A 25,428-nucleotide genomic window follows, 5' to 3' on the forward strand; every position below is an offset into this window, starting at 1 on the left:
CTGGAGTCACGCTACCATCACATTGCAGGGCGTGTTGTGTTGTCGCTGTGATCTTTTGTGGTTTCCCGGAGTCCCGGCACGGCCGTCACACCAGCAGCAGGAGCAGCCGCTGGATGATGGCGATGCCGAACCACAGCACCAGGAAGCTGAGGTCGATTCCGACCGCGCCCAGGCGTACCAGGGGCATGAAGCGGCGGATCTGGCGCAGCGGAGGATCTGTCAGCCCATACACGACGTTGGCCAGCACGAGCACGACGCCGGTGGGACGCCAGCTCCGGGCGAACAGCTGAATCCAGTCCAGCACGACCCTTATCAGCAGGATAAGGACGTACAGGTTGAGCAGGCTCGACAGAATCGATACCAGTGGGGCCATGTGCACCGAGGCCAGCCTGCTCAGCTCTGGTTGAAGAAGCGGCCGTGGGCGTCCTCGGCGCCCTCGCCGTCGTCAATCTCGACCGAGGTCGGAGTCAGCAGGAAGACGCGGGGGGTGACCCGCTCAATGGCGCCGTGCAGGCCGAACACGAGCCCGGCGGCGAAGTCCACCATACGGCGGGCGTCCGACTCGCTCATGTTGGTGAGGTTGACGATCACGGGAACGCCGTCCCGGAAGGACTCACCGATCACACGCGCCTCGTTGTAGGTGGAGGGGTGCACGGTCACGATGCGGCGCAGGTCCGGGGTCTCGGCGGGCGCGGGCACCTCCTCGAAGGGCGCCTCATAGACGTTGTCGCCGACCTCGCGGTCGGCGTAGTCGTCCGCGAGGTCCTGGGTGAAGTCGGCGCGAGAGTCCTCGGGGACGTCTGCGTAGTCTCCGTCGACAGGCTCGGAATAGCCGAGGAAGTTGGTCATCTTGCGCAGTGCGCTCATGAGTTGCTCCTTGTCCGTCCGGTCCCTGCGATCCGGACGTGGTTGACGGTATCGGGCAGGGACGGTCAGACAGCTGATTCACCGCGGCGTGTCATCGGATGACGGCATTGCGAGGCGGCCGCGGCGCCACTAATCGCGGTCCGGCCGCCCTATCGGCGCGGCGCCGGCACCACGACGCCGGCCTGCCTCCCGGTGACGCCGTCACGACGATACGAGTACAGGCCGTCATCCTCGTAGGTGCACCGCTGAACGTCGGTGACGTGCCGCACCCCGGCACGCCTCAACTGAGCGGTCACGCCGGCGGCCAGGTCGATGCCGGGAGTGCCCCAGCGGGTGGTGACCGCGCAGACCGGCTCAATCGCAGCTGCGTCGTCGTGCAGCTGTTCGGGGACCTCATAGCAGGCGCCGCAGATCGCAGGACCAATCGCGGCGCAAACACCGGCAGGATCCACCCCGGCGACGCGCAGAGCATCCAAGACCGCCGGAACAATGCCTGCCAGCAGGCCCCGACGGCCGACATGGACAGCGGCCACGACCGCACCATCGGCGCCGGCCAGCAGCAGCGGCACGCAGTCGGCGACGAGCACGGCAGCGGCCGCCGGCCCCGGCCGCGCGGAGGCTCGCGGTCGGGAGTCGGCATGGCCCGGATCCGCGGCGCGGGTGTCGAGGAGCAGGGCGTCGGCGGTCGGCGCCGCGTCGGCCCGTGCGGCGGCAACGCTGGTGGAGTGGACCTGGTTCATCCAGGCGATGCCGGCCCGGCTGAGGTCGTCTCCGCCCGCAGCCGCGGCTGGGCCCGAGCCGACGCCGAGTGCACGCGCGAGCCGATTCCGGTGGCCGACGACTCGTGCGGCGTCGTCGCCGACGTGGAGGGCGAGGTTGAAGCCCGCATATGGGCCGCCCTCCGCGGCGGGCGCGTCCGGCGCCGTGCGGGTGGTGAAGTACCCGGCGGCACCGGCGCCCAGGTCGACCGTGATCAGCCCGCGCGTGCGCGCGTCGTCCAGCACCGGTCAGCGCAGGAAGTCGGGCAGGTCGATGTCGTCCTTCTCGGCGTCGACGCCGATGATCCGGGGGACGGCCAGTTCCGGCTCGGCCTCGGGCAGCGAGTCGTCTACGTAGGTCGGCACCTCGGACGTGGCGGGCTCCGAGACCGTCGGCACCGGCCGCGTAATCGGGTTCTCGGCGGCGTGAGCGCCGCGCGCCGGGGTGGCGGGGCTCGCGGTGCGGGCCGGGGCAGTTGCGGCAGCACGCGACAGGCTCACGTTGCCCGCCTCGACACCGGCGTCGGCGGGGGTCTCCTCGTCGAAGCCGGCGGCGATCACGGTGACGCGCACCTCGTCGCCGAGGGCGCCGTCAACCACGTTGCCGAAGATGATGTTCGCCTCGGGGTGAACGGCCTCGCGGACGAGGTTGGCGGCCTCGGAGATCTCGAACAGCCCCAGGTCGCTTCCGCCCTGGAAGAAGAGCAGCACCCCGTGAGCGCCGTCGATGGAGGACTCCAGCAGCGGGGAGGCGATCGCCTGCTCGGTGGCGGTCAGGGCGCGGTCCTCCCCGGTGGCGGAGCCGATGCCCATCAGGGCGCTGCCGGCGTCCTGCATGACGGACTTGACGTCGTTGAAGTCCACGTTGATCAAGCCGGGCGTGGTGATCAGCTCGGTGATGCCCTGAACACCCTGCAGCAGCACCTGATCGGCCTGCTTGAAGGCGTCGACGACGCTGATGTTGCGGTCGGCGATCTGCAGCAGCCGGTCGTTGGGGATGACGATGAGGGTGTCGACCTCGGCGCGCAGGTTGGTAACGCCGTCCTCCGCCTGGGTGGCCCGGCGCCGTCCCTCGAAGGCGAAGGGCCGCGTGACCACACCGATGGTGAGGGCGCCCAGGGAGCGGGCCACCTTGGCGACGATGGGAGCGGCGCCGGTGCCGGTGCCGCCGCCCTCGCCGGCGGTCACGAAGACCATGTCGGCCCCCTCGAGGGCCTCCTGGATGTCGTCCTGGTGGTCCTCGGCGGCCTTGCGGCCGATGCTCGGGTCCGCGCCGGCACCGAGACCACGGGTCAGGTTGCGACCGACGTCCAGCTTGGTATCGGCGTCGGACATGAGCAGCGCCTGCGCGTCGGTGTTGACGGCGATGAACTCGACGCCGCGCAGACCGGCCTCGATCATGCGGTTGACGGCGTTGACGCCGCCGCCGCCAACGCCCACCACCTTGATGACTGCTTGATAGTGCTGCGATTCCGCCACTGTCTGCCTCCGCGTGTAGTGCCGAGCCCCGGGGACTCCCCTCAACCTTCAACCTGAAGTCGAGGTCTATACTTATGTCATTCTTCCAATGACGTGCCCAACGCTATGGGGCTCCCAGCCGCCTCCGGGGGATTTGGTTCGGCGTGTCAGGAGGTGGTCGGGCTGTGCGGACTGGACACGTCGTAGGTCTGTGCCTCCTGCCCGAGCAGCACCGCCAGCACCTGTGCCTTGAGGGCGTTTTCGGTGTTGTCTCCCCACACCACCTTGGCACCGCTGGTGAGGGTGAGGGTCACCTGTCCGGTGTCGGAAACCTTCCCCTCGGCCACCTGGGCGCGCACGTCGGCGTTGAGGCTGCCGATGGCCTCGGTCACTGCCGCCACCTGGGACTCAGACAGGTCCCGCCCGGGCTCCGCCGCGATTACGGCCAGGCCATCTGGCGCCCGCGTCGGCGTCTCGAGCACCACCGCCTCGCCGTCGAGCACCTCGTAGCCGTCATCGGTCTGCCGGACGGCTACCGGCACGCGCAGGTTGAGCCGCACCGACAGGCCATGCGGCCAGGAGCGCGTCACCGTCGCTGACTTCACCCGGACCAGCGAGTCGGCGACCTCCTCGCCCAGGGCGGTGACGTCCAGGCGCAGCAGGGACTGGCCGGTGTGAGCCGATAGCGCCTCCTGCACCGCGCCGGCATCCACGGTGGCATCCGCTCCCGTAACCGTGATCTCCGCCGGGCGCAGCGCCAGCAGGGGCGAGAACAGGGCCGCCCACACCAGCAGGGCGGCGACCGTCAGGGCACCCGCTGCCCGCAGCAGCCTGCCGTGGCGCAGGCGACGGTGCGCACGGCGGCGCTCCTCGAGCCGATCGGCCAGCCCGGTGGACACCACCCGGTCGCGGTTCTCCCCCCGTGTGGCAAGCACTCGCGCCGTCCCGCCGTAACCGGCCGGGGTCAGCTCGTCGCCGACGCGTTCGGGGACCGAGTCGGCGGCAGCAGCGGGGACGGGATCGGCCTGCGGGACCTCGGCGGAGTCTGCGGCGCCGCGCGGGCGGGGCCGGCTCGGCTTGCGCATCATGCCGGGTCTGTGCCTTCGGCGAGAGCGCTCAGGATCACCTGTCCCAGGCGGGTGACATCGCCGGCACCGATGGTCAGGATCAGGTCGCCGGGGCGGGCCAGCTCTGCCGCGGCGCGCGCCGCGGCCTCGGCGTCGGCGATGTAGCTGCCGTTGCCCGGGAGGCGATCAACCACGCACCGGCCAGTGACCTCGGGGAAGTCTGCCTGAACCTCGCGAGCGGGGTAGATCGCGGTGACGATCGTGTAGTCGGCGCCCGCCAAGGCGGCGCCGAAACGGTCGGCGAAGTTGCGGGTGCGGGAGAACAGATGGGGCTGGAACAGGGCGATGACCCGCCCGCCACGAGCCTCGGCAACCTCCCGGGCGGCCGTCAGCAATGCCTCGATCTCGGTGGGGTGGTGGGCGTAGTCGTCAATGACGCGCACGCCGGCCGCCTCACCGCGCTCCTCGAACCGGCGGCCGGTGCCGTCAAAGCCACCCAGGGCTTGGGCCATGGTGATCGGGGCGACGCCGAGCTCCCGTCCGGCCTCCCAGGCGGCCGCGGCGTCGAGAGCCACATGGTCGCCCGGCATGCTCAGTTCCAACGGCACCGGTCCCAGGTCGGGCTGCGCGCAGGTTGCTGGGGAACCGGCGCCTCCCCAGCGGCTGAGTGCTGCGCGCGTCCCGGTGGCGCTGCGAGAAGTGATCTCGACCCGCACGTGGGCGGCACCGGGAACCGGCCCGCCGGGGATCGCAGCGGGAGCCGTGGTGCCGTAGGTGGTCACCCGGGCACCGCCCGCTGCCGCCTGGCGGGCCAGTCGCAGGGCTCCGGGGTCGTCGGCGCAGGCAATGAGCAGGCCGCCGGGCACCAGACGCTCGGCGAAGGCGACGAAGGCGGCAGCGAATGCCTCCGGGGTGCCGTAGTTGTCGAGGTGGTCGGGCTCGATGTTGGTGACGATCTCAATACTGGGCGCGTAGTTGAGGAAGGAGCGGTCCGACTCGTCTGCCTCGGCGACGAAGGCGCGGCCTGCACCCAGGTGGGCACCGGTGTGCAGGGCGCGGACCACTCCCCCGATGGCGAAGGAGGGGTCCTGACCGGCGGCGGTCAGCGCCTGGGCGAGCATGCCGGACGTAGTGGTCTTGCCGTGGGCGCCGGCGACGGCAACGAAGTCGCGGCCGCGTGCGGCCAGGGCGAGGGCCTGCGAACGGTGGATCACGGCCTGTCCGCGGTCCTGTGCCTGGCGCAGCTCGGGGTTGGAGCCCTTGATGGCAGTGGAGACCACCACGGTGGCGTGCTCCGGGACGTTGGCGGCAGCATGGCCGAGGAACACCTGCAGGCCCCGTTCACGCAGCTGCTCGAAGGCTTCGCCGCCGTTGGCGTCCGAACCGGTGACCTCGGCGCCGCGCTCGGTCAGGATCTGGGCGACGACACTCATGCCGGCGCCACCGACACCGATCAGGTGGAAGGCGTGGCCGGTCAGGTCTCGCGCCGCGGGCGTGCTTTCCCGCACCGGGCTGTGGTCGGAGGCGTGTTCCACGGTCACTGGCTCTGCTCCTGGCTGTCGGGGTCATCTCCATGGGCGGCGGTGTCGCCGCGGTGTGCACCGGCGACGTCACGGATCAGCGCCGCCAGTCGCTGCGCCCCGTCACGCACCCCGGTCGAAGCGGCTGCCGCCGCCGCGGCGGCACGGCGGGAGGAGTCCGTGAGCAAAGCGGTGAAGTCCAGGACGGCGTCAACGTCCAGTTCGGCGTCGCCCACGAGCCGCCCGCCGCCGGCCGCGACGCAGTCGGCGGCATTGAGCCGCTGCTCCCCGTTGCCGATGGGCAGGGGGACGTACAGGGCGGGCAGGCCCAGGGCGGTGAGCTCGGCGACAGTGCCCGCGCCGGAGCGGCAGATGACGCCGTCGGCACAGGCGTAGGCCTGCTCCATCGCCGTCAGGTAGTCCAGGACGTGGTAGCGCTCAAGCAGCCCGGGGGCGCCCTCTGCCGCCTGCTCCAGAGCGGTGCGCACCGGCGCGTCCTTGCCACGTCCGGTCAGGTGCAGCACCTGCAGCTCGGCAGGCAGACTGCCGGCGCAATCGCACATGACTTCATTTAGGTGCTGTGCTCCCAGCGAGCCTCCGGTCACCAGCAGGGTGGGGGCCTCGGGGTCCAGGCCCAGGGCCGCGGCCCCCTCCCGACGGGCGGCGTCGGCGTCGGCCTGCAGGCGGGAGACCAGGCCGCCGATCGCGGGGCGCAGCGGCAGCCCGGTGACCTCCGTGCGGCCGTGGGCGGCCGCGAGCGGCGTGGAGGCGAAGGTGAGGGCGACGACCGCGGCCCAACGGGCGCCCAGGCGGTTGGCCAGCCCGGGCCGGGCGTTCTGCTCGTGGATGACCACGGGCACGCCGGCGCTGCGGGCGGCCAGATAGGCGGGGGTGGATACGAACCCGCCGAAACCGACCACGACGTCCGCCCCGATCTGTTCAATGGCCTGCCCGGCGGCCGTTACGGCGCCGCGCAGACGGCGCGGCAGCAGCAGCAGGTCGCCGGTGGGACGGCGGGGCATGGGTACGCGGGGCACGTGGGCCAACGGGTAGCCGGCCTCGGGCACGAGTCGCTCCTCCAGCCCCTCCCTGGTGCCCAGGACCAGGATGCGGGTGTCGGGATCGCCGCCGGAAGCCGCATCGCGCAGGGCGGCGGCCGTGGCCAGGAGGGGGTTGACGTGGCCGGCGGTGCCGCCGCCGGCGAGCAGCACCCGCAGCGGTCGGCCCGCGTGGCCGTCCGCAGTGGAATCCTGGGTGGGGGTGTCAGACACGTTTCCTCCTGCGCGGTGAGATGACTGCCAGCGTACGGCGTACGGCGCCGGTGCGGGAGCGCAGCGCCTCGGACGCGCCGGGCTCGTTGCGGGCGAAGGCGAGCAGCACCCCGATGGCGAGCAGCACCGACACCAGGGCGGAGCCTCCCGCACTGATCAGCGGCAGCGGCACGCCCAACACGGGCAACAGCCCGACCACCACGCTCATGTTGATCAGGGCCTGCCCGACGATCCAGGTCATGATGCCACCGGTGGCCACGGCGACGTACAGGGACTCGCTGCGACGGATGATGCGCAGGCAGCACCAGCCGACCACGGCGAACAGAACGATCACGCACAAGGCGCCCACCAGCCCGAACTCCTCGCCGAGCACGGCGAAGATGTAGTCGGAGTCGGCTTGGGTGAGGTAACCCCACTTCTGCCGTGACGAACCGGGCCCAACCCCCCACCAGCCGCCGGTGCCCAGGGCGTAGCGCCCATGCAGGGGCTGATAGCCGACGTCGAGGGGGTCGTAGCGATCCGGGTGCAGCCAGGCGAGGATCCGGCCACGGCGGTTGGCGGACAGCATGGAGGCGCCCGCGAAGCCGACCAGCCCCACGATTCCCAGGGTGGCGAACCAGCGCCAGCCGAGACCCCCCAGCCAAAGCGCCCCGGATACCAGCGCAGTGAGCACCAGTACGGTGCCGAGGTCGCCGCCCGCCATGACCATGCCGATGCCGACGCCTGCCGGCAGCAGGATCCAACCGGCGAAGCGGGCGAGCTCACGCCCGGTGCCCACGCCGCCGAGGAAGGCGTCCCGGCGGGTGGAGACCATGACGCCCAGGTACAGGCACAGCCCCAGCTTGATGAACTCTGAGGGCTGGGCGGTGCCCAGGCCGGCGGGCAGCTGAATCCAGTTCCGGTTGCCGTACACGTCAATGCCGATACCGGGGACGAAGACCAGCAGCTGCAGGGCGAAGGCCAGCAGCAGCGCCGGCCACGCCAGCCGCTTGAGCGCCCGCAGTGGCAGCCGCGACAGCACGACCATCCCCACCAGCCCCACGGCGGCGAATACCAGGTACTTGGAGAAGGCGGTGAAGGCGTTGCCGCCCTGCGCGGCAGTGGTCACCGACTGCACCGAGAAGACCATGATCAGCCCGAAGGCGAGCAGAGCCAGCGTTGCGATCAGCAGCGCGTAATAGCTCAGGGTGCTGCTCTCACCCTTGACCGGGCCATCCGCCCCCCGCAGGCGCCTCCACCAAGCTGGTCCCTGGCGTCGGTCGACGTTCCCCCGTGCCTCCCCCATCTCAGCGCCCGTCCTCGTCGGCGTCGGGGGCGGCGGCCGCCTGGGCGACTCTGGCAGCGGCCCGGGCGAACAGATCACCCCGCTGGGCGTAGGAGTCGAACTGATCCCAGGAAGCGCAGGCGGGAGCGAGCATGACGGTGTCGCCGGGGCGGGCCAGAGCGGCGGCCGCGGCGACGGCCGCATCGGTCACGGCTTCGGGGGTCCCGTCCGCAATCGCGGTCACGGGCAGTCCCGGGGCCTGGCTGGCCAGCGCCTCCAACACGATGGTCTGGTCCTTGCCGATGACGACGGCGCCGCGCAGGTGCCCGCGCACGGCGCGCACCAGTTCGTCGAAGGCGGCGCCCTTGGTGTCGCCGCCCACGATCCACACGCCGGTGCCCGCGCCCAGCGCGGTCAGCGCGGCCTGAGCGGAGTGGGGGTTGGTGGCCTTGGAGTCGTCGATCCAGGTCACTCCCCCGCCCTGGGCGACGGTGACGATGCGATGGGCGCCCGGGCGGTAGCTGCGCAGTCCGCGGGCGATGGCCGCGGGCTCGGCGGCGACGGCGGGGGTGGCCAGGGCCAGGGCCGCGGCGGCCAGGGCGTCGGCGACGACGTGGGCGGGCAGCTGCGCGGCGTCGCCTCCCGGGGCCAAGTGCGCCAGATCTGCGAAGGTGGCCAACTCGATTCCGCTGCTGCGCCGGTCGGCGTGGTAGGCGCGGTCGACGAGCACGTCCTCTACCCGACCGACCTGTCCCAGCGTCGGCGCCGCCGTGGTGAAGCCGATAGCGCGGCAGCCCTCGACGACGTCGGCCTCCTCGACCATCGTCAGGGTGGCGACATCGGCGACGTTGTAGACGGCGGCGCGTTGGGTGCGGGCGTAGACGCGGGCCTTGTCGGCCCTGTAAGCGGCCATGCCGCCGTGCCAGTCCAGGTGGTCGGGGGCGAGGTTGAGGCAGGTGGCCGCCAGGGGGCTGAGGGTGTGCGTGGAGTGCAGTTGGAAGCTGGACAGCTCGACGGCCAGGGCGTCGGCGCGTCCCTCGGCGACGGTGGTGATGGCGGGGGCGCCGATGTTGCCGACGGCGGGGGCGTTCAGCCCGGCGGCGGCGAGGATCGCCGCGAGCATGCCTACGGTGGTGGTCTTGCCGTCCGTGCCGGTGACCGCCAGCCAGGGCACATCCCGGCGAGCGGAGGCGCGCTGGAGGCGCCAGGCCAGCTCGATCTCGCTCCAAGTCTCCAGGCCCTTGGCACGAGCGGCGGCGAGCACCGGCCCGGTGGCGGGCACTCCGGGCGAGACGATGAGCAGGCGCAAGTCGCTGTCGGTGATGGCGGCCGCCAGCCGCGCGTCGTCTCCGGAGGTGGCGCCGGTCAGGCGGGCGGCCGTCTCCGCGCCGACTGTGCCCGCCAGGGCGTCGATGGCGCAGCGGCGGGTGTCGAAGACGGACACCCGGGCGCCCAGCGCGATCAGGACGTCGACGACGGCCACGCCGGTGCGACCGAGTCCGACCACGCCCACACGCGCCCCGGAAAGTGCCTCAACCGGTGTGCTGCTGCTCATCGCTGCCTATGACCTCTGTTTCGCGATTGACTGGTTGCAGGTGCTGTGGGGCGCCGGCACCGACGGCGTCATGCCCGAGGAGCCTCATCAAGGCGAGTCAGGAGACCAGGTACTCGGCATAGAACAGGCCCAGGCCCAGTACCACACACACGCCGGTGATGATCCAGAAGCGGATGACGACGTTGACCTCCGTCCAGCCGCCCAGCTCGAAGTGGTGATGCAGCGGAGCCATGCGGAACACGCGCCTGCCCGTGGACTTGAAGGACACCACCTGGATGATGTCACTCATGACCTCGGCGACGAACAAGCCGCCGATGAGCACCGCCAGGAACTCGGTGCGGGTGAGGATGGACAGCCCAGCCAGGGCGCCGCCCAGGGCCAGCGAGCCGGTGTCCCCCATGAAGATCTTCGCCGGCGAGGCGTTCCACCACAGGAAGCCGAAGCAGGCGCCCATGAGAGCAGCGGCGATCATGGCCATGTCGCGCGGGTCGCGGGTCTGGTAGCACAGGGTGGCGACGACGTCGGCGTGACCGTAGGTGCATGACTGGTTGGTCTGCCACACGCCGATGAGCGTGTAGGCGGCGAACACCATGGCGGAGCAGCCGGCGGCCAGGCCGTCGAGCCCGTCGGTGAGGTTGACCGCGTTGGACCAGGCGGTGATCAGGAAGTTGGACCAGATGGTGAACAGGATGATGCCGCCGATGACCCCGGCGAAGGCGAGGTCCAGACCCGAGTCACGGGCGAAGGAGATGCGAGTGGAGGCGGGGGTCAGCCCGTTGCTGTTGGCGTAGTTCAGGGCGGCCACCGAGAAGGTGATGCCGATGAAGGCCTGGCCGAGGATCTTCTGCCAGGGGCTCAGCCCCAGTGAGCGCTGCTTGGAGATCTTCTCGAAGTCGTCCATGAAGCCGATGAGCCCCAGACCGCCTACGAGGAAGAGCAGCAGGACACCGCTGGCGTGCGGGGTCCTCAGCTCGGTGAGGTTGGCCACCGCGTAGCCGAGCACCGTGGCGATAATGATGACCAGCCCACCCATGGTGGGGGTGCCGCGTTTGGTGAAGTGGCCCTGTGGGCCGTCTTGCCGGATGAACTGCCCGTACTCGCGCTTTTGCAGAAAACGGATGAGCAGGGGGGTGCCGAGTAGTGACACCAGCAGGCCGACCGCCGCGGACACGAGGATTGCTGTCATTGGGCTTGCATCTCCTTGAGGCTGTCCCGGAGGTGGTCGGCCAGGCGCCAGGCGCCCGACCCGTTTGATCCCTTGACCAGGACGACGTCGCCGTCGTGCAGTGGGCCGTCCGGTGCGTCCAGAGCCGTCAGGGCCGCGTCGGCGTCGGGCAGCTCCAGGGTGTCGACGCCGGCGGCGCGGGCGGCCGCCGCGGCGGGGGCGGCGCCGGCGCCAACGGTCACCAGCAGCGCAACACCGCTCTGGGCGGCGAGTTCGCCGGTGCGAGCGTGGTCCGCCGCGGAGGAGGCCCCCAGTTCCAGCATCTCGGAGATGATGGCGACCCGGCGCCGGCTGCCGGCGAGCGAGTGCAGGGAGTCGAAGGCGGCGGTCATGGAGTCGATGTTGGCGTTGTAGGCGTCGTCGATCAGCAGCAGGTCCCGGCCCAGGAGGGTGACATCCATCCGGTGGGGGCTCTCCAGGTGGACGTGGGCGAGGTGCTCGGCGATGCGTTCGGGTGCGGCACCGGCGGCGAGCGCCATGCCCGCGGCGGCGAGCGCGTTGGCGACGTTGTGCGCACCCGGCACGGCCAGCCGCAGCCTGCGGGGCGCCTCCAGGCCGGGCAGGTGCAGGTCGAAGACGGCGTGGGCGGCGGCGTCGAGTTCCACGGTGTCGGCCCGGATGTCCGCTTCCGGCGCTCCGGAGGCCGAGAAGGTCAGCGTCCTCGGGGCCAGCTCCGCCATGGCCGCGGTGCGGGGGTCGTCAAGGTTGAGCACGGCGGTCCCGGAGGGCACCAGGCCGCGGACGATCTCGCTCTTGGCCCGGGCGACCCCGTCCACCGAGCCGAAGCCCTCCATGTGGGCATGGCCGACCATGAGCACGGCGGCCGCGTCCAGCGGGGCGATATCGGTCAGGTAGGCGATGTGCCCGGGGGCGGAGGCGCCCATCTCCAGCACGAGGAAGCGGGTATCGGCGTCGGTCTCCAGCACCGTCAGGGGGAGGCCGATCTCGTTGTTGAAGGAGGCGATCGGCGCAACGGTCGGGGCCTGGGCCGCCAGCAGCTGGCGGGTCAGGTCCTTGGTAGTGGTCTTGCCCACCGAGCCGGTGACGGCCACCACGGTCAGCGCCCCGCCGTGTCGAGCGGCCCGGCGGCGCAGGTCTGCCAGGTGCTGGCGAGCCAGTGCCCCGAGCGCAGCCACGGTGTCGGGCACCTCGATCAGCGGCAGCACGGCTCCGGCGTCGCTGAGCGAGGCGCGCGCAGCGGCGACATCGCTGACCAGGGCGGCGATGGCCCCGGCGGTTGCCGCCGTGCCGACGTGGGCGTGCCCGTCGGTGCGCTCGCCGGCCAGGGCGACGAACAGGGCCCCGGGACCCACCCGGCGGGAGTCCGTCACCACCGTGGACACGATCTCCGGCCCCGGTGCGGGGACGGCGTCGGTCGGCAGCAGCGTGCCGGACGCGAAGGCGGCGATCTCAGTCAGGCAGCGGTCGATCATGCGGGCTCCCCCCACTTGGCGAGGACCGCCTCACGCATGACCGGGGCGTCGTTGTAGCGGATGAACTCATCGGCGATCTCCAGGAAGGGCTCGTGCCCCTTGCCAGTGACGATGACCGTGTCCTGCGGGCCGCACAGCTCCACGCCGCGGCGCACCGCGTCCCCCCGCCAGGTGGTGATCTCCTCCACGTCGCGCAGGTCGGGACGCGCGGCGCGCACGCCCTGCAGGATGGCGTCGCGGATCGACTGCGGGTCCTCGCTGCGGGGGTTCTCATCGGTGACTACGAGTACATCGGCCAGGCGGGCACAGACCTCGCCGAGCAGGGGCCGTTTGCCGCGGTCGCGGTCGCCGTCGGAGCCGAAGACCACGATGAGCCGCCCGGGGGTGATCTGGCGCACGGCCTTGAGGGTCAGCTCCATGGCGTCGGGGGTATGGGCGAAGTCGACTATGCAGGTTCCGCGCACGCCGTCGCGCTGGCTGATGCGCTGCATGCGGCCGGGGATGTTGTGGGCGGTGGCCAGCGCGGCCACCGCCGTCTGGGCGGGCACGCCGGCGCGAATGGCCATCACCAGGGCGAGGGCGGCGTTCTGGACGTTGACGAGCCCGGGCAGCGGGCAGGCCGCGGCGATGGTCTCGCCCGCGGGACCGTGCAGGGTGAAGGTGGTGGCGGAGTCGGTCATGGATACGGCGGCGTCGCTGACCCACCAGTCGGTGCCGTCCGGGCCGGCGGCGTGCTCGGTGTAGGCCCGCACCCGGTCGACCGGGATCTGCCCGGAGGCAGCGATGCGCTCGGCCAGCTGGGCGCCCCACTCGTCGTCTACGCAGATGACGGCGCGGCGGGCGTGCTCGGGGGTGAACAGCTGCGCCTTGGCGTCCAGGTACTCCTGCATGGTCTGGTGGAAGTCCAGGTGGTCGCGCTGGAGGTTGGTGAAGCCGGCGACGTCCACCACCAGCCCGTCCAGGCGGTGCAGCACGATGGCGTGGCTGGAGGCCTCCAGGCTGGCGGCGCCCACACCCTCCTCCGCAGCCAGGGCGAGCATGCGCTGCAGCACCGGGGCCTCGACGGTGGTGCGGGGGGACTCGACCGAGATGTCGCCCACGCGCAGTTCGACGGTGCCCGCGATCATGCAGGCGCCCCGGTGCGCGGTCAGGATCGCGTCAAGGAAGTAGGAGGTGGTGGTCTTGCCGTTGGTGCCGGTAACGGCGGTGGTGAGCAGGTGCTCGGCCGGGCGGTGGTAGACGGCCGCAGCCAGCGGCCCCGCAACGGCGCGTGGATCGGGGTGGGTGAGCACGGGGGTGCCGGGGCAGTCGGCGTGCACCCGTTCCGCGCCGGCGGGGTCGGTCAGCACGGCCACGGCTCCCGCGGCGACGGCCTCGGCCGCGTATGCGGCACCGTGGGTCTTGAAACCCGGAAGGGCGGTGAACAGCTCGCCGGACGCCACGTCGCCGGAGTCGACGCTGACGCCGCTCACCTCCAGCGCCTCCACCGAGTCGGTGCCTCCGTCCTCGCGCCGGGCAGGGGTCAGCGAGAAGGCCCGCGCGAGATCGCTCAAGGGTGTGGGTGCGCACCGTTGCGGGCGCAGCCGGGCGGCCGACTCGTAGGCGTGGTTGCTCATAGAACCCCAATCTATCGTGACAGGACGGTTACGGCCGCCAAACGCGGAGCGGCGCATGCCAGGAAGAGGGTACTCATCCTTCCTCACCTGCGCTTTCGTTCTGCGCCGCCTCGACGGCGGCATCCGCCTCGGCCGCGGCCTGCGCGGCGATGACGCTGGGGTCCGGGGCAATGCCCAGGGTGTGCATGGCGGCCAGCGCGACCTTGCGGAACACCGGTGCGGACACCGTGCCGCCGTAGGTGCCCTCCGGACGGTAGACGATGACGGCGACGGCGATGGCCGGGTCGCGTGCAGGAGTGAAGCCTACGAAGGAGGCGACCGTGCCGTCCTCGGTGAGGATCTCGGTGGTACCGGTCTTTCCGGCCACCAGGTAGCCGTCGATTGAGGCCGCCTCGGCGGTACCGCCGTCCTGGGTGACGCCGATGAGCATCTCCGTGAGCGTCTGGGCAGTCTCTTCGCTGAGCACCCGTACCCCGGCGGGGGTCTCCTGCGCAGTCTCGTTGCCTTCGGCGTCGATCCAGGCGTCCACCACCCGCGGGGACACGCGCACGCCCTTGTTGGCGACGGTGGCGAGCACCTGAACGGCCTGCAGGGCGGTGCCGGCAATGCCCTGCCCGAACATGGTGGTGTAGCGGGTGCGATCGTCCCAGTCGGCCACGGCGCTGACCATGCCGGCGGACTCGGCGGGCATCTCGATGCCGGTCGTCTGCCCATAGCCGAACTGCTTGAGGTAGTTGTAGCGGACCTCGTCGTCGAGCTGCTCACCGATCTGGACGGTGCCGACGTTGGAGGACTCGGCCAGGACCCCGGCAGAGGTGAGGGTCTGCGTATCGTGGTAGTGGGAGTCGTGGAAGCTCTGCCCATTCGCGGCCGTCCAGGTGTACGGGACCGTCCAGGTGTCTTCCGGATCCAGGGTGCCCTCCTCAAGGGCGGCCGCGAAGGTTATGACCTTGCCGACACTTCCCGGTTCGAAGATGGCCTGAACGCTGCGGGCGTTGCGGGACTCCTCCGGGGTGGCGGCTGGATCGGAGGGGTCCACCGCCCCGGAGTCGGCGAGCACCAGCAGCTTGCCGGTTGACGGCTCCATGACCACTACGCAGCCCCAGTCGGCCCCCTGGGCGCCGACCACCTCGTCAATGGCCTCCTGGGCGATCGCCTGCAGATCGGGGTTGATGGTGGTGCGCACACTGGTGCCCGCGGTGGCCGCGACCTCCTCCTGCTCGCCGGTGGGGATGATGGCGCCTGACTTGCCGACCTCCACGCTGCCCTGCCCGTCGACGCCGGTCAGGACTTCGTTCTGAGTCAGTTCCAGTCCGGCCGAGCCGATGAGCGCGCGCCCGTCCCCCTCGTAGGTGTAGCCCAGGACGTTGCCGGCGACGGATCCGGCCGGGTAGGTGCGCCGGGTGCGCTGGTCCGGTTCCACGCCGGGGATGGCCAAGGCGTTGATACGGCGCCAGGTGTCCGGGTCGACCGCCTCGGCGACGACGGCGTAGGTGGACTCCCCCACCATCTTGGCGCCGAGTTCCTGGGCATCCACCCCCAGGATCTCAGCCATCTGCTCGGCTGCCGCCGCCGCGCCGTGACCGACGACCTCGTTGCTGGTCTGCCCGGTGGTGGGGTCCGTGAGTTCCTCGGTGCGTTCATACTGGGCGATCTTCACCTGGTTGACGCCGATGTCATAGGACACGGCGGAGGAGGCGAGGATCGTGCCGTCACGGCCGAGAATGTCGCCTCGGGGGGCCCGGTTGACCCAGGTCACGGTGCGTTCCGCCTGCGCCTTGGCAGCCAGTGCCGGACCGTCAACCACTTGCAGCCAGGCGGTTTTGCCCGCCAGCGCACCGAATCCCGCCAGCCCCATCAGCTGCAGGACGCGGCGTCGGCTCGGGTTGACCGGGTTCACTGGGCGTCGTCCGCCTCGGCGGCGGCGCCGCCCGCCAGAGTGGAGTCCGTCAGATCAATGACTCCGGGAGCCGCCGCCGGGACCATGCCCAGCTCGGCCGCCCGGGCCGCCAACGTGTCTGCGGCGGAAGCCTCCTGAACCTCGGCGCGCACGGTCTCGATGTGGTCATTCAGCACGTTGAGCTCGACCTGCGCGGTCTTCATCTTGTAGGCCGTGTCCGCCATCCAGGCGTTGAGCAGCATGGAGGACACCAGGGCGCAGGCGAGGACACCGATGACCAGGGCCAGGAAGGGCAGGGTGCGAGGAGAGGGGATGATGCCGCGCACTACGCGCAGCTCGGGCCGGCCGGAGGCCTCCCCTGCGGGACGCGCCTGCGGCGCGGGCCTGCGGGCAGCCCGGGCAGTGGCGCCGTCGGTCAGTGAGCGCCAGGACGGACTGGCCGTGGCGCTGCGGCGGACCTTCGCTGCGGTGGTCATCGGCGGTTCCTTCCTCGTGTCTTTTCTGCTGGGGCTGATGCGCTGTGGATGGTGGGTGCCGGGGCCTGGCGGGCGGGCCGGATGCGGGTAGCGGCCCGCAGGCGCACGGAGGCACTGCGGGGGTTGGCGGCGACTTCGGCCGCGTCCGCCTTCTGCGCGCCGTGGCCCACCAGTTCCAGGTAGGGCTCCAGGCCCTCCGGGATGAAGGGCAGGTCTGCGGGGGCTGCCGCTGAGGCGCCCGCTGCCAGAGCCTGTTTGACGATGCGGTCCTCCAGGCTCTGGTAGGACTCGACGACGATGCGTCCGCCGACCCGCAGGGAGTTCAGCGCCCGCGGCAGCGCTCGCTCGAGCAGGTCGAGCTCACCGTTGACGGCGATGCGCAGCGCCTGGAAGGTGCGCTTGGCGGGGTTGCCGCCCCGACGGCGGGCGGCGGCGGGAATGTTCTCCCGCACCAGTTCGGCCAGCTCGGCGGTGGTGGTGACGGGGCTCCCGGCGCTCCGGCGCCGCACGATGGCCGCGGCGATGCGGGAGGCGAAGCGCTCCTCGCCGTAGGTGCGCAGGATGTATGCCAGCTCGCGCTCGTCCGCGGTGTCCAGCAGGTCCTGGGCGGTGCGTCCGGCGGTCTGATCCATGCGCATGTCCAGCGGGGCCGGGTGGGCGTAGGAGAAGCCGCGGTCGGCGTCGTCGAGTTGCAGCGAGGACACCCCCAGGTCCATGAGGATGGCGTCCACGGTGTGGTCGGATCTCCTGGAGGCTTCGCGGGCGACGGCGTCGACGGCGTCATAGGTGGCTCGCACCGCACGAAAGCGGTCGCCGAAACGGGCCAACCGGGCGGAGGCCAGAGCGATGGCCTGCGGATCCCGATCGATGCCGATGAGCGTGAGCTCGGGGAAGCGCTCCAGGGCGCCCTCGGCGTGCCCGCCCATCCCGAGTGTGCAGTCGATCATGACCGGGTCGGGAACCGCGAGCGCCGGGGCGAGCAGCTCCAGGCAGCGGTTCAGGAGGACGGGCGTGTGACGGTCGGCCGCACCGGCGGCTGCCGGTTGCGCAGCAGGAGCGTTGCTCACGAGTGTCCTCCTTCCGTGCGGGTGTGGATCGGCCGTGCCCCTGCTGTGGGGCTCGGCGCTTACTGGGCTTTTGGTGCTGTTGGGCTGGGGGCGCCGTTCGGCCAGGACTCCTCCCGCGGGTTCCGGCGCCGGGGAAGAGGCGTCGGACGCTGCGGCGGGCGGAGACCTCACGGAACGGGGCCCGTTTCCGGTCGTCCTCCGGGGCACCGGGACTCGGCGGATGCCGGCCCGAGTGCCTGATGGCTGTGTGCAGTTGTGCCGCCGGGTCAGAAGAACCCGGGGATGATCTCCTCGGCGGTGTCGGCGAACACCTGCTCCTGGGCGGCGAGGTAGGTCTCCCACGCCCCCGCATCCCAGATCTCCACGCGCGCGCCGGCGCCGATGACCGCCAGGTCGCGGCCGAGCCCGGCGTAGGCGCGCAGTGGAGCGGGGATGGTGATGCGGCCCTGCTTGTCGGGGATCTGCGAGTCGGCGCCGGAGAGCATGACGCGGACGTAGTCGCGCGCCTGCTTCTGCGCCAGGGGAGCCTCGCGGAGCTGGGCGTACATGCGCTCGAACTCAGCGGAGGTGAAGGCGTAGATGCAGTGCTCCTGGCCACGGGTGAGGATCACGCCCCCGGCAAGCTCGTCACGGAACTTCGCCGGGAGGATGAGCCGCCCCTTCTCGTCCAGGCGGGGAGCGTGGGTGCCCAGGAACAACGGACCTCACACTCCTTTCCCCTCGACGATCCGACGTGCCCCACATTACTCCACTTCCCTCCCCTTTCTTCCACTATGCGGCCGCAAACCCGGGTCACGATCGCGTCGACGCGGCCGACAGACAGGACTTTTCCCTGCAATCACGCACCCCAGCCGGGGTGGAGGAAGGTGGAGGAGAAGGGGCGCCCGGTGGCGCCGCGGGCGTGGCGGCCTCCGCCGACGGCGGGCGACTCCAGAGCAGTGCGGGCGCGGGCAGGGCGCATTGATCTGTGGCGGCGCCGAGTCAGCACCGCCCGTGGAGGAAAGTGGAGGGGCCGCGTGCGCCCGGCACCAAGGGGCGGGCATAGTCGGCCTCTTCAGGCCAGTTGGACCGCTCACGCGCGCTTGGACCGCCGTAACCGGCGGCTACGGCGGTCCAAGCGGACTACATGGGTCCAGTCGGGGAATAGGGGTCCAACTACGGTGTCCGCGGTCGCGCTCCCAGGCCCGCGACCGACCGCCGACACCCAACCGGCCCTAGTGCTGGCCGTCGCGGCGCCGCTCCCAGCGCTCGGACTGCCGCTCCATGAAGGATGAGCGGCTCGTCCCGGGTGAGGCCGCCTCATCCTTGACGGCGCCTCCACGGGTGAGCATGAGCGTGACGCCCCACACCGCCAGGGCGAATCCGAGCACGCCCAGGAGGATGGAGACGACGATGCCGTTGCCAACGGCCACCCCGGCGATTACCACGGTCAGGCCAACCAGCAGCAGGGCGATTCCGGCGCCGACACGGCGCGGCGAGGGCCGGCGCAGCGTCTTTTCGGCATGCTGCATGGTCTCGGCCAGCGAGGGATCCTCATCGCTGAGCTGCTCCTCGAGGTCGCGCAGCACCTGCTGCTCACGTTCTGACAATGCCATGGCACGCCTCCCTTCCGCTTATGGGCCTACGCGGACGGCCTGGCGGGTCGTCTCGGCCGATCCGCCCGAACACCACCCAGGATAGGCGGTCGTCGTCACAGGAGGAAAACCGGAACGTCCCTACATGGGACAGAACAATGCGCCGATCCGGGATCTTCCCGGCGGTCGCCCCGGTACGTCCCCACGGGGCGCGGCGGCTCAGCCCCGGGGCCGATCGGTGCCGTCGGGGCGGGCGGTGGGATCCGGTCGGGAGAGCAGGGTGGCGGGAGCCAGTGCCCCGCTGCCCCAGCGCCGGCGTACGGCGTCGGCCGCGCGCTCGGGAGCGCCGCGGCGCGGATCGTCGTCGAGCAGCAGCTGGACGCCGTCGTCGCCCCGGGACAGCCCCTCCACGCGCACCCCGAGCAGGCGGAAGCCGCCGCCCGGAGTGGGCAGTGCGTCGAATAGCGCTTCGACAACGGCGAATAGGTCGCGCGCCAGGTCGGTGGGCGCCGCGATGGTGCGGGAGCGGGTCACGGTGGTGAAGTCGGCGCCACGGGCCTTCAGGACGACGACGCGACCACGCATCCCTCCGGCGCGCAGGCGCGCGGCGCACTGGTGGGCCTGGTCGAGCAGGACCCGGCGGGCGTGATCGCGGTCGGTGATGTTGTCGAAGAAGGTGGTCTCCGTGCCCACGGACTTCTCCTCGCGCTGCGGGGCCACCGGGCGCGGGTCGATGCCGTGCGAGAGGTCGTGCAGCTGCCGGGCGGCGGCGGTGCCGAGGATGCGCTCCAGACGACGCACCTCGGTGGCGGCCAGCTGTCGGACATCGGTGATGCCCCAACGGGCCAGTGCCTGGGCGCTCTTGTCCCCCACCCCCCACAGGGCGCCGACCGGGAGCACATTGAGGAAGTCCTGAGTGGCGTCCGCCGGAATGAGCAGCAGACCGTCGGGCTTGGCGTGTGCGGAGGCGAGCTTGGCCACGAACTTGGTGGCGGCGACCCCGACGGAGGCCGGCACGCCGACCCGATCATGCACCTCGCGGCGGATCCAGCGCCCGATGACGACCGGCGAGCCCATGCGGCGGCGGGCGCCGGAGACGTCGAGGAAGGCCTCATCGACGCTGACCCGTTCGAGCATCGGGGTGACCTCGCCGAGGATGCTCATCACGCGCCGGGACACCGCCGAGTACAGGTCGTGGCGCACCGGGAGCACCACGGCCTGCGGGCAACGGCGCAAGGCCTCATTCATGGGCATGGCCGAGGCGACGCCGAAGGCGCGGGCCTCATAGGAGGCGGCGGAGACGACGCCGCGCCCGTCGCGGCCGCCGACGATGACGGGGCGGCCGGCCAGTTCGGGGTGCTCCAGCAGCTCGACCGAGGCGAAGAAGGCGTCCATGTCCACGTGCAGGATGGGGGTGGCGGAGTCGTCCTCGCCCCAGGAGCGGCGCGCGGCGTCCGCCCGCGGTGCCCTGCTCATACGCGTCCCTCCCCCGCAAGCCCCGGCCGGGTCCGGCCCGGGCGCTGCGCGACGGCGTCTTACGCCGCCACGATAACGTGCCCCTGTGACACGCGGTCAATCATCCTCCCGTAGGCGCTCCCGGCACAGCGGCTCCGAACGCGCCTGCGTCTCCCGGTCCCTCCCCACCGGTCCGGTGGAGACCTCCTGTGCGACCGCCCACCTTGAGATTCGCGATACCGGGGTGCTTCTGCTGCTGGACGGCACCGAGTCGTCCTGGATCGACCTGCACGATCCCACCCATCTGGACTTCGAATACCTGCAGCAGATGGACGCCGTCGTCTCCGCCCTGCGCGGACCGGCGGCACCGGTCCATGCGGTGCACCTGGGCGGAGCCGGCTGCGCCCTGGCCCGGGCGTGGGACGCCGCCCGACCGGGCTCGGAGCAGCTGGCGGTGGAGATCGACGCGATCCTGGCACGCAAGGTGCGCGAGTGGTTCGAGCTGCCGCGCGCACCGCGTCTGCGCATTCGTGTGGGTGACGCCGCCCGGGTGGTCAGGACCCTGCACGCCGACTCATGGGACGTAGTGGTCCGCGACGTATTCGCCTCCGGTCTGGTCCCGCCCGCCTGCACCGGGCGCGAGTTCCTGACCGAGTGCCGGCGGGTCCTGGCCCCGGACGGGGTCTACCTGGCCAATACCGTCTCACCGCCGCGGCAGGCGGTGGCGGCAGAGCTGGCGCGGCTGCGCGAGGTATTCGGCGCGGTGCTGGTGGTGGCGGATGCGGCCGTGGTGCGCGGGCGGCGTCCCGGCAACCTGGTGTTCGTGGCCCGCGTGCAGCCGTGGACCGAGGAAGAGCTCGGCGAGATGGAACGGGCCGTGCGGCGACTGCCGCTGCCCGTGCGCACCTGGCGGGCGGACGACCCGGAGCTGCCGCAGCCGCCCGCCGGGTGCTGAGGCGCCGGGCTACTTCTGCAGGCCGTCGCCGGAGGTGTTCTCGTTGGCCTCCAGGAATGCCTCCAGGCGGGCACCGATCTCGTCCGCGCTGGGCAGGTCGAGCGTCGGCGCCCCCTCGAAGCTCAGCCCCTCGGTCTGCTGCAGCATGGCGTCGTACTGGGCCTCCAGGGCGGAGACCACGGCACTGACCTCGGGCTGCTGCGCCGCCTCGGCGTCGATCTCGGCCCGGTTGATGTTGGCGGCCGCCTCCAGGTCTCCCAGGGGCAGTGCCAGACCGGTGTTGTCGGCTACGGCGCGCAGCAGCGCCGCGGCTCCCTGCGGGAAGTCGTCGCGGGCGATGTAGTGCGGGATGGAGGCGGACAGGCCGCGGGAGTCGATGCCGGCCTCACCCAGTCGCAGCTCCAGGAAGGCCCCCATGGATCCGGGCAGTTCGACCCGGCCGAACACCTCCGCCTGCGGGTTGAGCCTGTCCGGCTGCGAGCCGTGGACGTGCACGTAGGTGGGGCGGGTGTGGGGGATGGCCATGGGAATACCGCCAATGCCCACGGCCTGGCTCACCCCCATGGACACCGCCAGATGGGTGACCGCCGCAGTGAACTCCTGCCAGCGGTAGTCGGGCTCCGCCCCGTGCAGGAGCAGCAGGTCCTCGCCCTCGTCGTCCTGCAGCAGGTCCAGGACCAGCTCGGGCATGGACACCTCGCTGTAGGTGTTGTGATCAAAGGTCATGACCGGCCGGCGCGCGCGGTAATCGATCAGGGAGTCGACGTCGAAGGTGGCCAGGCGGGTGTGCGGCAGAGTCATGACGAGCTGTTCGACGGCGAGGGAGCCGGCGTGGCCGGCGTCCATGGCGCCCTCGAAGTGATGCAGGAGCACACGCGGCGAGACGGGCTCCCCCGCAGGGTGCTCCACGGTGTATAGCGGTCGCATTGCTCCTCCTCTCGCGCATTTCGCGCTTGTATTCAAGATGCCGGCGTCACCGGGGCGACCGGGCGTCGGCTGGTGCAACACCGCGGCGGGTACGCCTGTTCCCGGCGGAGCGCGAATCCCGCGGCTCACCCGCACGTATTCCCTCCCCGCGAACGAGCGGGGACACATGCGGCTGCGGGAGCCGGCGGGGAGATAATGGACGATCCCGCCGATCCGGGTCCCGCACCGCGCGGGCGGCCCGCACCGGCCAATATCCACCGTACACGACGCCCATCTGCACGCTTCCATCCGCTCCGCACACACCAGTTACCGCCAGTCTTTGTCCGCCCCTTGTCAAGCCGCCGTTGAAGGCTGCACTCCTAGCGAGGTCACGTGAGCCAGCACCACGCCCCCGAGTCCCCCCAGTCCCCCCGCCGGCAGCACGCGGATGCGCCCGCCGAGCAGGCGGCCCCGCTCGCCACCCGCGACCGGGAGATTGCTGCGGAGCAGGAGATCATCGATGTGGCCTACACCGAGCTGGACCGGCAGCTGTCGCAGGCTCGCCGGTCGCTGGCAGCCACCCAGGCCCGTGGCGCCAGCGGCACACACCAGTCGCGCGGCGAGCGCGATGCCTACGCGGCTCACTACTCGGGTCTGATCTCCTCCCTGGAGGGGGTCGAGGACCGGCTGGTCTTCGGGCGCATGGACATGGCACAGCCGGCGGCTGATGGCACCGACGCCACTGCTGCCGCCTCCAATGCGGTCGACACCGACCTGACCGCCGCGGGGCGACGCCACTATGTGGGACGCATCGGCCTGCACGACTCCCACCACCGCGAGGTGGTCCTGGACTGGCGCGCCCCACTGTCCCGCGCCTTCTACCAGGCCACCGCCTCCGAGCCGATGGGACTGGTGCGGCGCCGACACATCGATACGCGCGCCCGCCGCGTCATCGGGCTGGAGGACGAGCTGATAGACGTGCATGCGGCGGAGTCAGCGGCGCTGACCGCGGCCAGTTCTGAGGAGACCGGGACGGCGGGCATGAGCGTTGACGGTCTCCAAGGCGAGGGCGCGCTGATTGCGGCCATGTCCGCTGCGCGCGACGGGCGCATGGGCGACATCGTCGCTACCATTCAGGCCGAGCAGGACCGGGTGGTCACCGGCGACGGCAAGGGTGTGCTGGTGGTGCAGGGCGGCCCCGGCACTGGCAAGACGGCGGTGGCCCTGCACCGCGTCGCCTACCTGTTTTACGCCGAGCGTGAGCGGCTGGAGCGCTCCGGGGTGCTGCTGGTGGGACCGTCCCGCACCTTCCTGCGCTATGTGGAGCAGGTGCTGCCCTCCCTGGGGGAGACGGGAGTGGTCTCGACGACGCTGGCCGACCTGGTGCCCGGGGTGCACGCCCGCGGCACCGAACCGGCGCAGGTGGCGGAGCTGAAGTCCCGCCATGTCTGGGCGGACATTCTGCGCCGGGCCGTACGCGATCTGCAGCGAGTACCCGGCGAGCCGCGGGACATCGTGGTGCAGGGCACCCGTCTGCAGCTGCTGCCCGCGGATGTGCGCGAGGCGGCCGCCCGGGCCCGCCGCAGCGGCAAGCCCCACAACCTGGCGCGCGAGACCTTCGTGCTGTGGCTGTTGGAGCGCCTGACCGACCAGTTCGCCACCGCCACGCATCAGGACGCCACTGACGCAGACACCCGCGCCTGGATCCGTGAGGATATTCGCACCGCCCGCGATGCCCGTCGAGAGATCAACCTGTGCTGGATGCCGACGACGCCGGTGGGACTGTTGGAGCGGCTGTGGTCCCGTCCGGAGCTGCTGGCCCGGCTCACACCCGAGCTGCGGCCGGCTGAGCGTCGGCTGCTGGCCCGGCCGGCAGGCAGCGAGCTGACTGAGGCGGACGTGCCGCTGATTGATGAGCTGGCCGAGCTGTTGGGCCCGAGTGAGGACGCCGAGGCGCGCCGGGCCCGCCTGGAGGCGCGGCGGCGTGAGTCACTGGTCGCCTACGCGGCGCAGGCGATCGAGGCGCAGGAGCTGGGCGGAGGCATGGTCAGTGCCGAGATGCTGGCCGACCGGGTGGAGGAGACCGGGCCGTCGCTGACGCTGGCGGAGCGGGCCCGAGCGGACCGCAGCTGGACCTACGGGCACGTCGTGGTCGATGAGGCCCAGGAGCTTGGCGCCATGGCATGGCGGGCCCTGGCCCGCCGCTGCCCGGTGCGCTCCTTCACGATCGTCGGCGACCTGGCCCAGTACTCGGGGCCGAGCCGTCCGCGCTCATGGCGGCACGTGCTCTCCGCCTTGGGCACGCGTCCGCGCAAGTCCCGCCGTGGCGGCCGCGGAGCCCGGGTCGAGCAGGCTTCGACGCCGCTGCGCGAGGAGGCACTGACCGTCTGCTATCGCACGCCGACGACGATCATGCGCGCCGCCGAGCAGGTGGCTGCGGGACTGGGGCAGCCGGTCGCCTATCCGGTGACCTCGGTGCGCGACCTGCCCGCCTGCCTGGCGGTGGACGACCTCTCCCGCTCCCCCGCTGCAGCCGCCCCAATCGGGAGCAACGCCCGGCTCGCGGACGCGGCCTGGGGGCAGGCCCTGCGGGCGGCGGTGGCGGAGGAGTCGGCTGCGCTGGACGCCGCGGTCGGCACCAATGCCGGACGCATCGCGGTGATCACCCCCGAGCCGCAGCCGACCGCGGCGCTGCTGGCGCAGGACGCCGCGCTGAGCGCGGCCATGGAGGCACCGGGCGGTGACATTCTGCGCAGCCGGCTGGCGGTCATGAATCCGCACCTGTCCAAGGGGCTGGAGTTCGACGTGGTGGTACTGGTCGACCCCGCGATGATCGGGGCGGTCAGCCCGGGTGACCTGTATGTGGCCATGACCCGGCCGACGCGCCGCCTGCGGGTGGTCTCGCGCGTTCCGCTCCCGGCGGGGCTGCGGCCGACGCACGGGCAGCGCGCAGGCTGAGGCACTAGGGTGCCGCCCCGCCGGGGCCGGCAGTGAGCCTTATGCCACAGCACGCGTATTCATAACGCACCCGCGCACCTACGCAACCGTAGGTTACGGTTAC

At 71.6% G+C, this 25,428-nt stretch carries 22 protein-coding genes; 2 read left to right on the forward strand and 20 right to left on the reverse strand.

Features of this window, described 5'->3' with window-relative positions:
• Window positions 1–85: 85 nt before the first annotated feature.
• The 19 genes from BLR49_RS00335 to dinB form a co-directional block, all read right to left on the reverse strand.
• Window positions 86–373 carry a YggT family protein gene (locus tag BLR49_RS00335; protein WP_092533238.1) on the reverse strand — a complete coding sequence of 96 codons (288 nt, stop codon included), beginning with the start codon at window positions 371–373 and terminating at the stop codon, window positions 86–88.
• 20 nt (window positions 374–393) lie between these two features.
• Window positions 394–867: a cell division protein SepF gene (locus BLR49_RS00340; RefSeq protein WP_092531748.1), complete on the reverse strand. Its 474-nt coding sequence runs from the start codon at window positions 865–867 to the stop codon at window positions 394–396.
• Window positions 868–1,016: 149 nt separating this feature from the next.
• Window positions 1,017–1,868: a purine nucleoside phosphorylase YfiH/LACC1 family protein gene (locus BLR49_RS00345; RefSeq protein ID WP_176765754.1), complete on the reverse strand. Its 852-nt coding sequence runs from the start codon at window positions 1,866–1,868 to the stop codon at window positions 1,017–1,019.
• A 6-nt stretch (window positions 1,869–1,874) separates the two neighbouring features.
• On the reverse strand, window positions 1,875–3,104 hold the full coding sequence (gene ftsZ, locus BLR49_RS00350; protein WP_092531751.1) for a cell division protein FtsZ: 1,230 nt from the start codon (window positions 3,102–3,104) through the stop codon (window positions 1,875–1,877).
• Window positions 3,105–3,250: 146 nt separating this feature from the next.
• Window positions 3,251–4,171 (reverse strand): cell division protein FtsQ/DivIB, encoded by a 921-nt coding sequence (locus BLR49_RS00355; protein WP_092531754.1) that lies wholly within the window; start codon window positions 4,169–4,171, stop codon window positions 3,251–3,253.
• Window positions 4,168–5,685 (reverse strand): UDP-N-acetylmuramate--L-alanine ligase, encoded by a 1,518-nt coding sequence (murC, locus tag BLR49_RS00360; RefSeq protein ID WP_425425743.1) that lies wholly within the window; start codon window positions 5,683–5,685, stop codon window positions 4,168–4,170. Before murC ends, BLR49_RS00355 begins: the two co-directional genes overlap by 4 nt.
• 2 nt (window positions 5,686–5,687) lie before the next feature.
• Window positions 5,688–6,941 carry a UDP-N-acetylglucosamine--N-acetylmuramyl-(pentapeptide) pyrophosphoryl-undecaprenol N-acetylglucosamine transferase gene (locus tag BLR49_RS00365; protein WP_092531757.1) on the reverse strand — a complete coding sequence of 418 codons (1,254 nt, stop codon included), beginning with the start codon at window positions 6,939–6,941 and terminating at the stop codon, window positions 5,688–5,690.
• Window positions 6,934–8,226, reverse strand: a complete 1,293-nt coding sequence (locus tag BLR49_RS00370) for a peptidoglycan glycosyltransferase FtsW (protein WP_092531760.1) — start codon at window positions 8,224–8,226, stop codon at window positions 6,934–6,936. The genes BLR49_RS00365 and BLR49_RS00370 overlap by 8 nt, the downstream gene beginning before the upstream one ends.
• Before the next feature lies 1 nt (window position 8,227).
• Entirely contained in the window at window positions 8,228–9,760 is a 1,533-nt protein-coding gene (gene murD, locus BLR49_RS00375) for a UDP-N-acetylmuramoyl-L-alanine--D-glutamate ligase (protein ID WP_092531763.1), read from the reverse strand.
• 97 nt (window positions 9,761–9,857) lie between these two features.
• On the reverse strand, window positions 9,858–10,946 hold the full coding sequence (gene mraY / locus BLR49_RS00380) for a phospho-N-acetylmuramoyl-pentapeptide-transferase (protein ID WP_092531766.1): 1,089 nt from the start codon (window positions 10,944–10,946) through the stop codon (window positions 9,858–9,860).
• A complete protein-coding gene (locus BLR49_RS00385) occupies window positions 10,943–12,418 on the reverse strand; it encodes a UDP-N-acetylmuramoyl-tripeptide--D-alanyl-D-alanine ligase (protein WP_092533247.1) in 1,476 nt (491 codons plus the stop codon). Before BLR49_RS00385 ends, mraY begins: the two co-directional genes overlap by 4 nt.
• Entirely contained in the window at window positions 12,415–14,034 is a 1,620-nt protein-coding gene (locus BLR49_RS00390) for a UDP-N-acetylmuramoyl-L-alanyl-D-glutamate--2,6-diaminopimelate ligase (RefSeq protein WP_092531769.1), read from the reverse strand. Before BLR49_RS00390 ends, BLR49_RS00385 begins: the two co-directional genes overlap by 4 nt.
• 73 nt (window positions 14,035–14,107) lie before the next feature.
• Entirely contained in the window at window positions 14,108–15,892 is a 1,785-nt protein-coding gene (locus BLR49_RS00395; RefSeq protein WP_092533250.1) for a peptidoglycan D,D-transpeptidase FtsI family protein, read from the reverse strand.
• Between the two features lie 38 nt (window positions 15,893–15,930).
• A complete protein-coding gene (gene ftsL / locus BLR49_RS13475) occupies window positions 15,931–16,410 on the reverse strand; it encodes a cell division protein FtsL (protein WP_245690255.1) in 480 nt (159 codons plus the stop codon).
• The gene (rsmH, locus tag BLR49_RS00405) at window positions 16,407–17,477 is read right to left on the reverse strand and encodes a 16S rRNA (cytosine(1402)-N(4))-methyltransferase RsmH (protein ID WP_092531772.1); all 1,071 of its coding nucleotides are present in this window, start codon (window positions 17,475–17,477) and stop codon (window positions 16,407–16,409) included. The genes ftsL and rsmH overlap by 4 nt, the downstream gene beginning before the upstream one ends.
• A 266-nt stretch (window positions 17,478–17,743) precedes the next feature.
• Window positions 17,744–18,175, reverse strand: a complete 432-nt coding sequence (mraZ, locus tag BLR49_RS00410; RefSeq protein ID WP_092531775.1) for a division/cell wall cluster transcriptional repressor MraZ — start codon at window positions 18,173–18,175, stop codon at window positions 17,744–17,746.
• Window positions 18,176–18,315: 140 nt separating this feature from the next.
• Window positions 18,316–18,438 (reverse strand): hypothetical protein, encoded by a 123-nt coding sequence (locus tag BLR49_RS13815; RefSeq protein ID WP_281241788.1) that lies wholly within the window; start codon window positions 18,436–18,438, stop codon window positions 18,316–18,318.
• A gap of 253 nt (window positions 18,439–18,691) precedes the next feature.
• Window positions 18,692–19,072 (reverse strand): DUF3040 domain-containing protein, encoded by a 381-nt coding sequence (locus tag BLR49_RS00415; RefSeq protein ID WP_092531778.1) that lies wholly within the window; start codon window positions 19,070–19,072, stop codon window positions 18,692–18,694.
• A gap of 198 nt (window positions 19,073–19,270) precedes the next feature.
• Window positions 19,271–20,527, reverse strand: coding sequence for a DNA polymerase IV (gene dinB / locus BLR49_RS00420; RefSeq protein ID WP_092531781.1), 1,257 nt, complete (start codon window positions 20,525–20,527; stop codon window positions 19,271–19,273).
• A gap of 175 nt (window positions 20,528–20,702) precedes the next feature.
• Between dinB and BLR49_RS00425 the strand changes: the two genes are divergently transcribed.
• On the forward strand, window positions 20,703–21,461 hold the full coding sequence (locus BLR49_RS00425) for a spermidine synthase (protein WP_092531784.1): 759 nt from the start codon (window positions 20,703–20,705) through the stop codon (window positions 21,459–21,461).
• A 9-nt stretch (window positions 21,462–21,470) separates the two neighbouring features.
• Here BLR49_RS00425 and BLR49_RS00430 read toward each other — a convergent pair whose 3' ends face one another.
• Complete coding sequence (locus BLR49_RS00430; protein WP_092531786.1) at window positions 21,471–22,388, reverse strand: PAC2 family protein; 918 nt, start codon at window positions 22,386–22,388, stop codon at window positions 21,471–21,473.
• A gap of 372 nt (window positions 22,389–22,760) precedes the next feature.
• Between BLR49_RS00430 and BLR49_RS00435 the strand changes: the two genes are divergently transcribed.
• Complete coding sequence (locus tag BLR49_RS00435; protein WP_245690257.1) at window positions 22,761–25,325, forward strand: HelD family protein; 2,565 nt, start codon at window positions 22,761–22,763, stop codon at window positions 25,323–25,325.
• Window positions 25,326–25,428: the final 103 nt, after the last annotated feature.

Source organism: Actinomyces ruminicola (assembly GCF_900103885.1).
Lineage (GTDB): Bacteria > Actinomycetota > Actinomycetes > Actinomycetales > Actinomycetaceae > Actinomyces > Actinomyces ruminicola.

Excerpts from the sequence above, each read along its gene's own strand:
- BLR49_RS00335 (WP_092533238.1), bottom strand. The coding sequence starts at position 373 with ATGGCCCCACTGGTATCGATTCTGTCGAGCCTGCTCAACCTGTACGTC.
- BLR49_RS00340 (WP_092531748.1), bottom strand. The coding sequence starts at position 867 with ATGAGCGCACTGCGCAAGATGACCAACTTCCTCGGCTATTCCGAGCCT.
- BLR49_RS00355 (WP_092531754.1), bottom strand. The coding sequence starts at position 4,171 with ATGATGCGCAAGCCGAGCCGGCCCCGCCCGCGCGGCGCCGCAGACTCC.
- BLR49_RS00370 (WP_092531760.1), bottom strand. The coding sequence starts at position 8,226 with ATGGGGGAGGCACGGGGGAACGTCGACCGACGCCAGGGACCAGCTTGG.
- murD (WP_092531763.1), bottom strand. The coding sequence starts at position 9,760 with ATGAGCAGCAGCACACCGGTTGAGGCACTTTCCGGGGCGCGTGTGGGC.
- mraY (WP_092531766.1), bottom strand. The coding sequence starts at position 10,946 with ATGACAGCAATCCTCGTGTCCGCGGCGGTCGGCCTGCTGGTGTCACTA.
- BLR49_RS00385 (WP_092533247.1), bottom strand. The coding sequence starts at position 12,418 with ATGATCGACCGCTGCCTGACTGAGATCGCCGCCTTCGCGTCCGGCACG.
- BLR49_RS00390 (WP_092531769.1), bottom strand. The coding sequence starts at position 14,034 with ATGAGCAACCACGCCTACGAGTCGGCCGCCCGGCTGCGCCCGCAACGG.
- BLR49_RS00395 (WP_092533250.1), bottom strand. The coding sequence starts at position 15,892 with ATGGGGCTGGCGGGATTCGGTGCGCTGGCGGGCAAAACCGCCTGGCTG.
- ftsL (WP_245690255.1), bottom strand. The coding sequence starts at position 16,410 with ATGACCACCGCAGCGAAGGTCCGCCGCAGCGCCACGGCCAGTCCGTCC.
- BLR49_RS13815 (WP_281241788.1), bottom strand. The coding sequence starts at position 18,438 with ATGCGCCCTGCCCGCGCCCGCACTGCTCTGGAGTCGCCCGCCGTCGGC.
- BLR49_RS00415 (WP_092531778.1), bottom strand. The coding sequence starts at position 19,072 with ATGGCATTGTCAGAACGTGAGCAGCAGGTGCTGCGCGACCTCGAGGAG.
- dinB (WP_092531781.1), bottom strand. The coding sequence starts at position 20,527 with ATGAGCAGGGCACCGCGGGCGGACGCCGCGCGCCGCTCCTGGGGCGAG.
- BLR49_RS00430 (WP_092531786.1), bottom strand. The coding sequence starts at position 22,388 with ATGCGACCGCTATACACCGTGGAGCACCCTGCGGGGGAGCCCGTCTCG.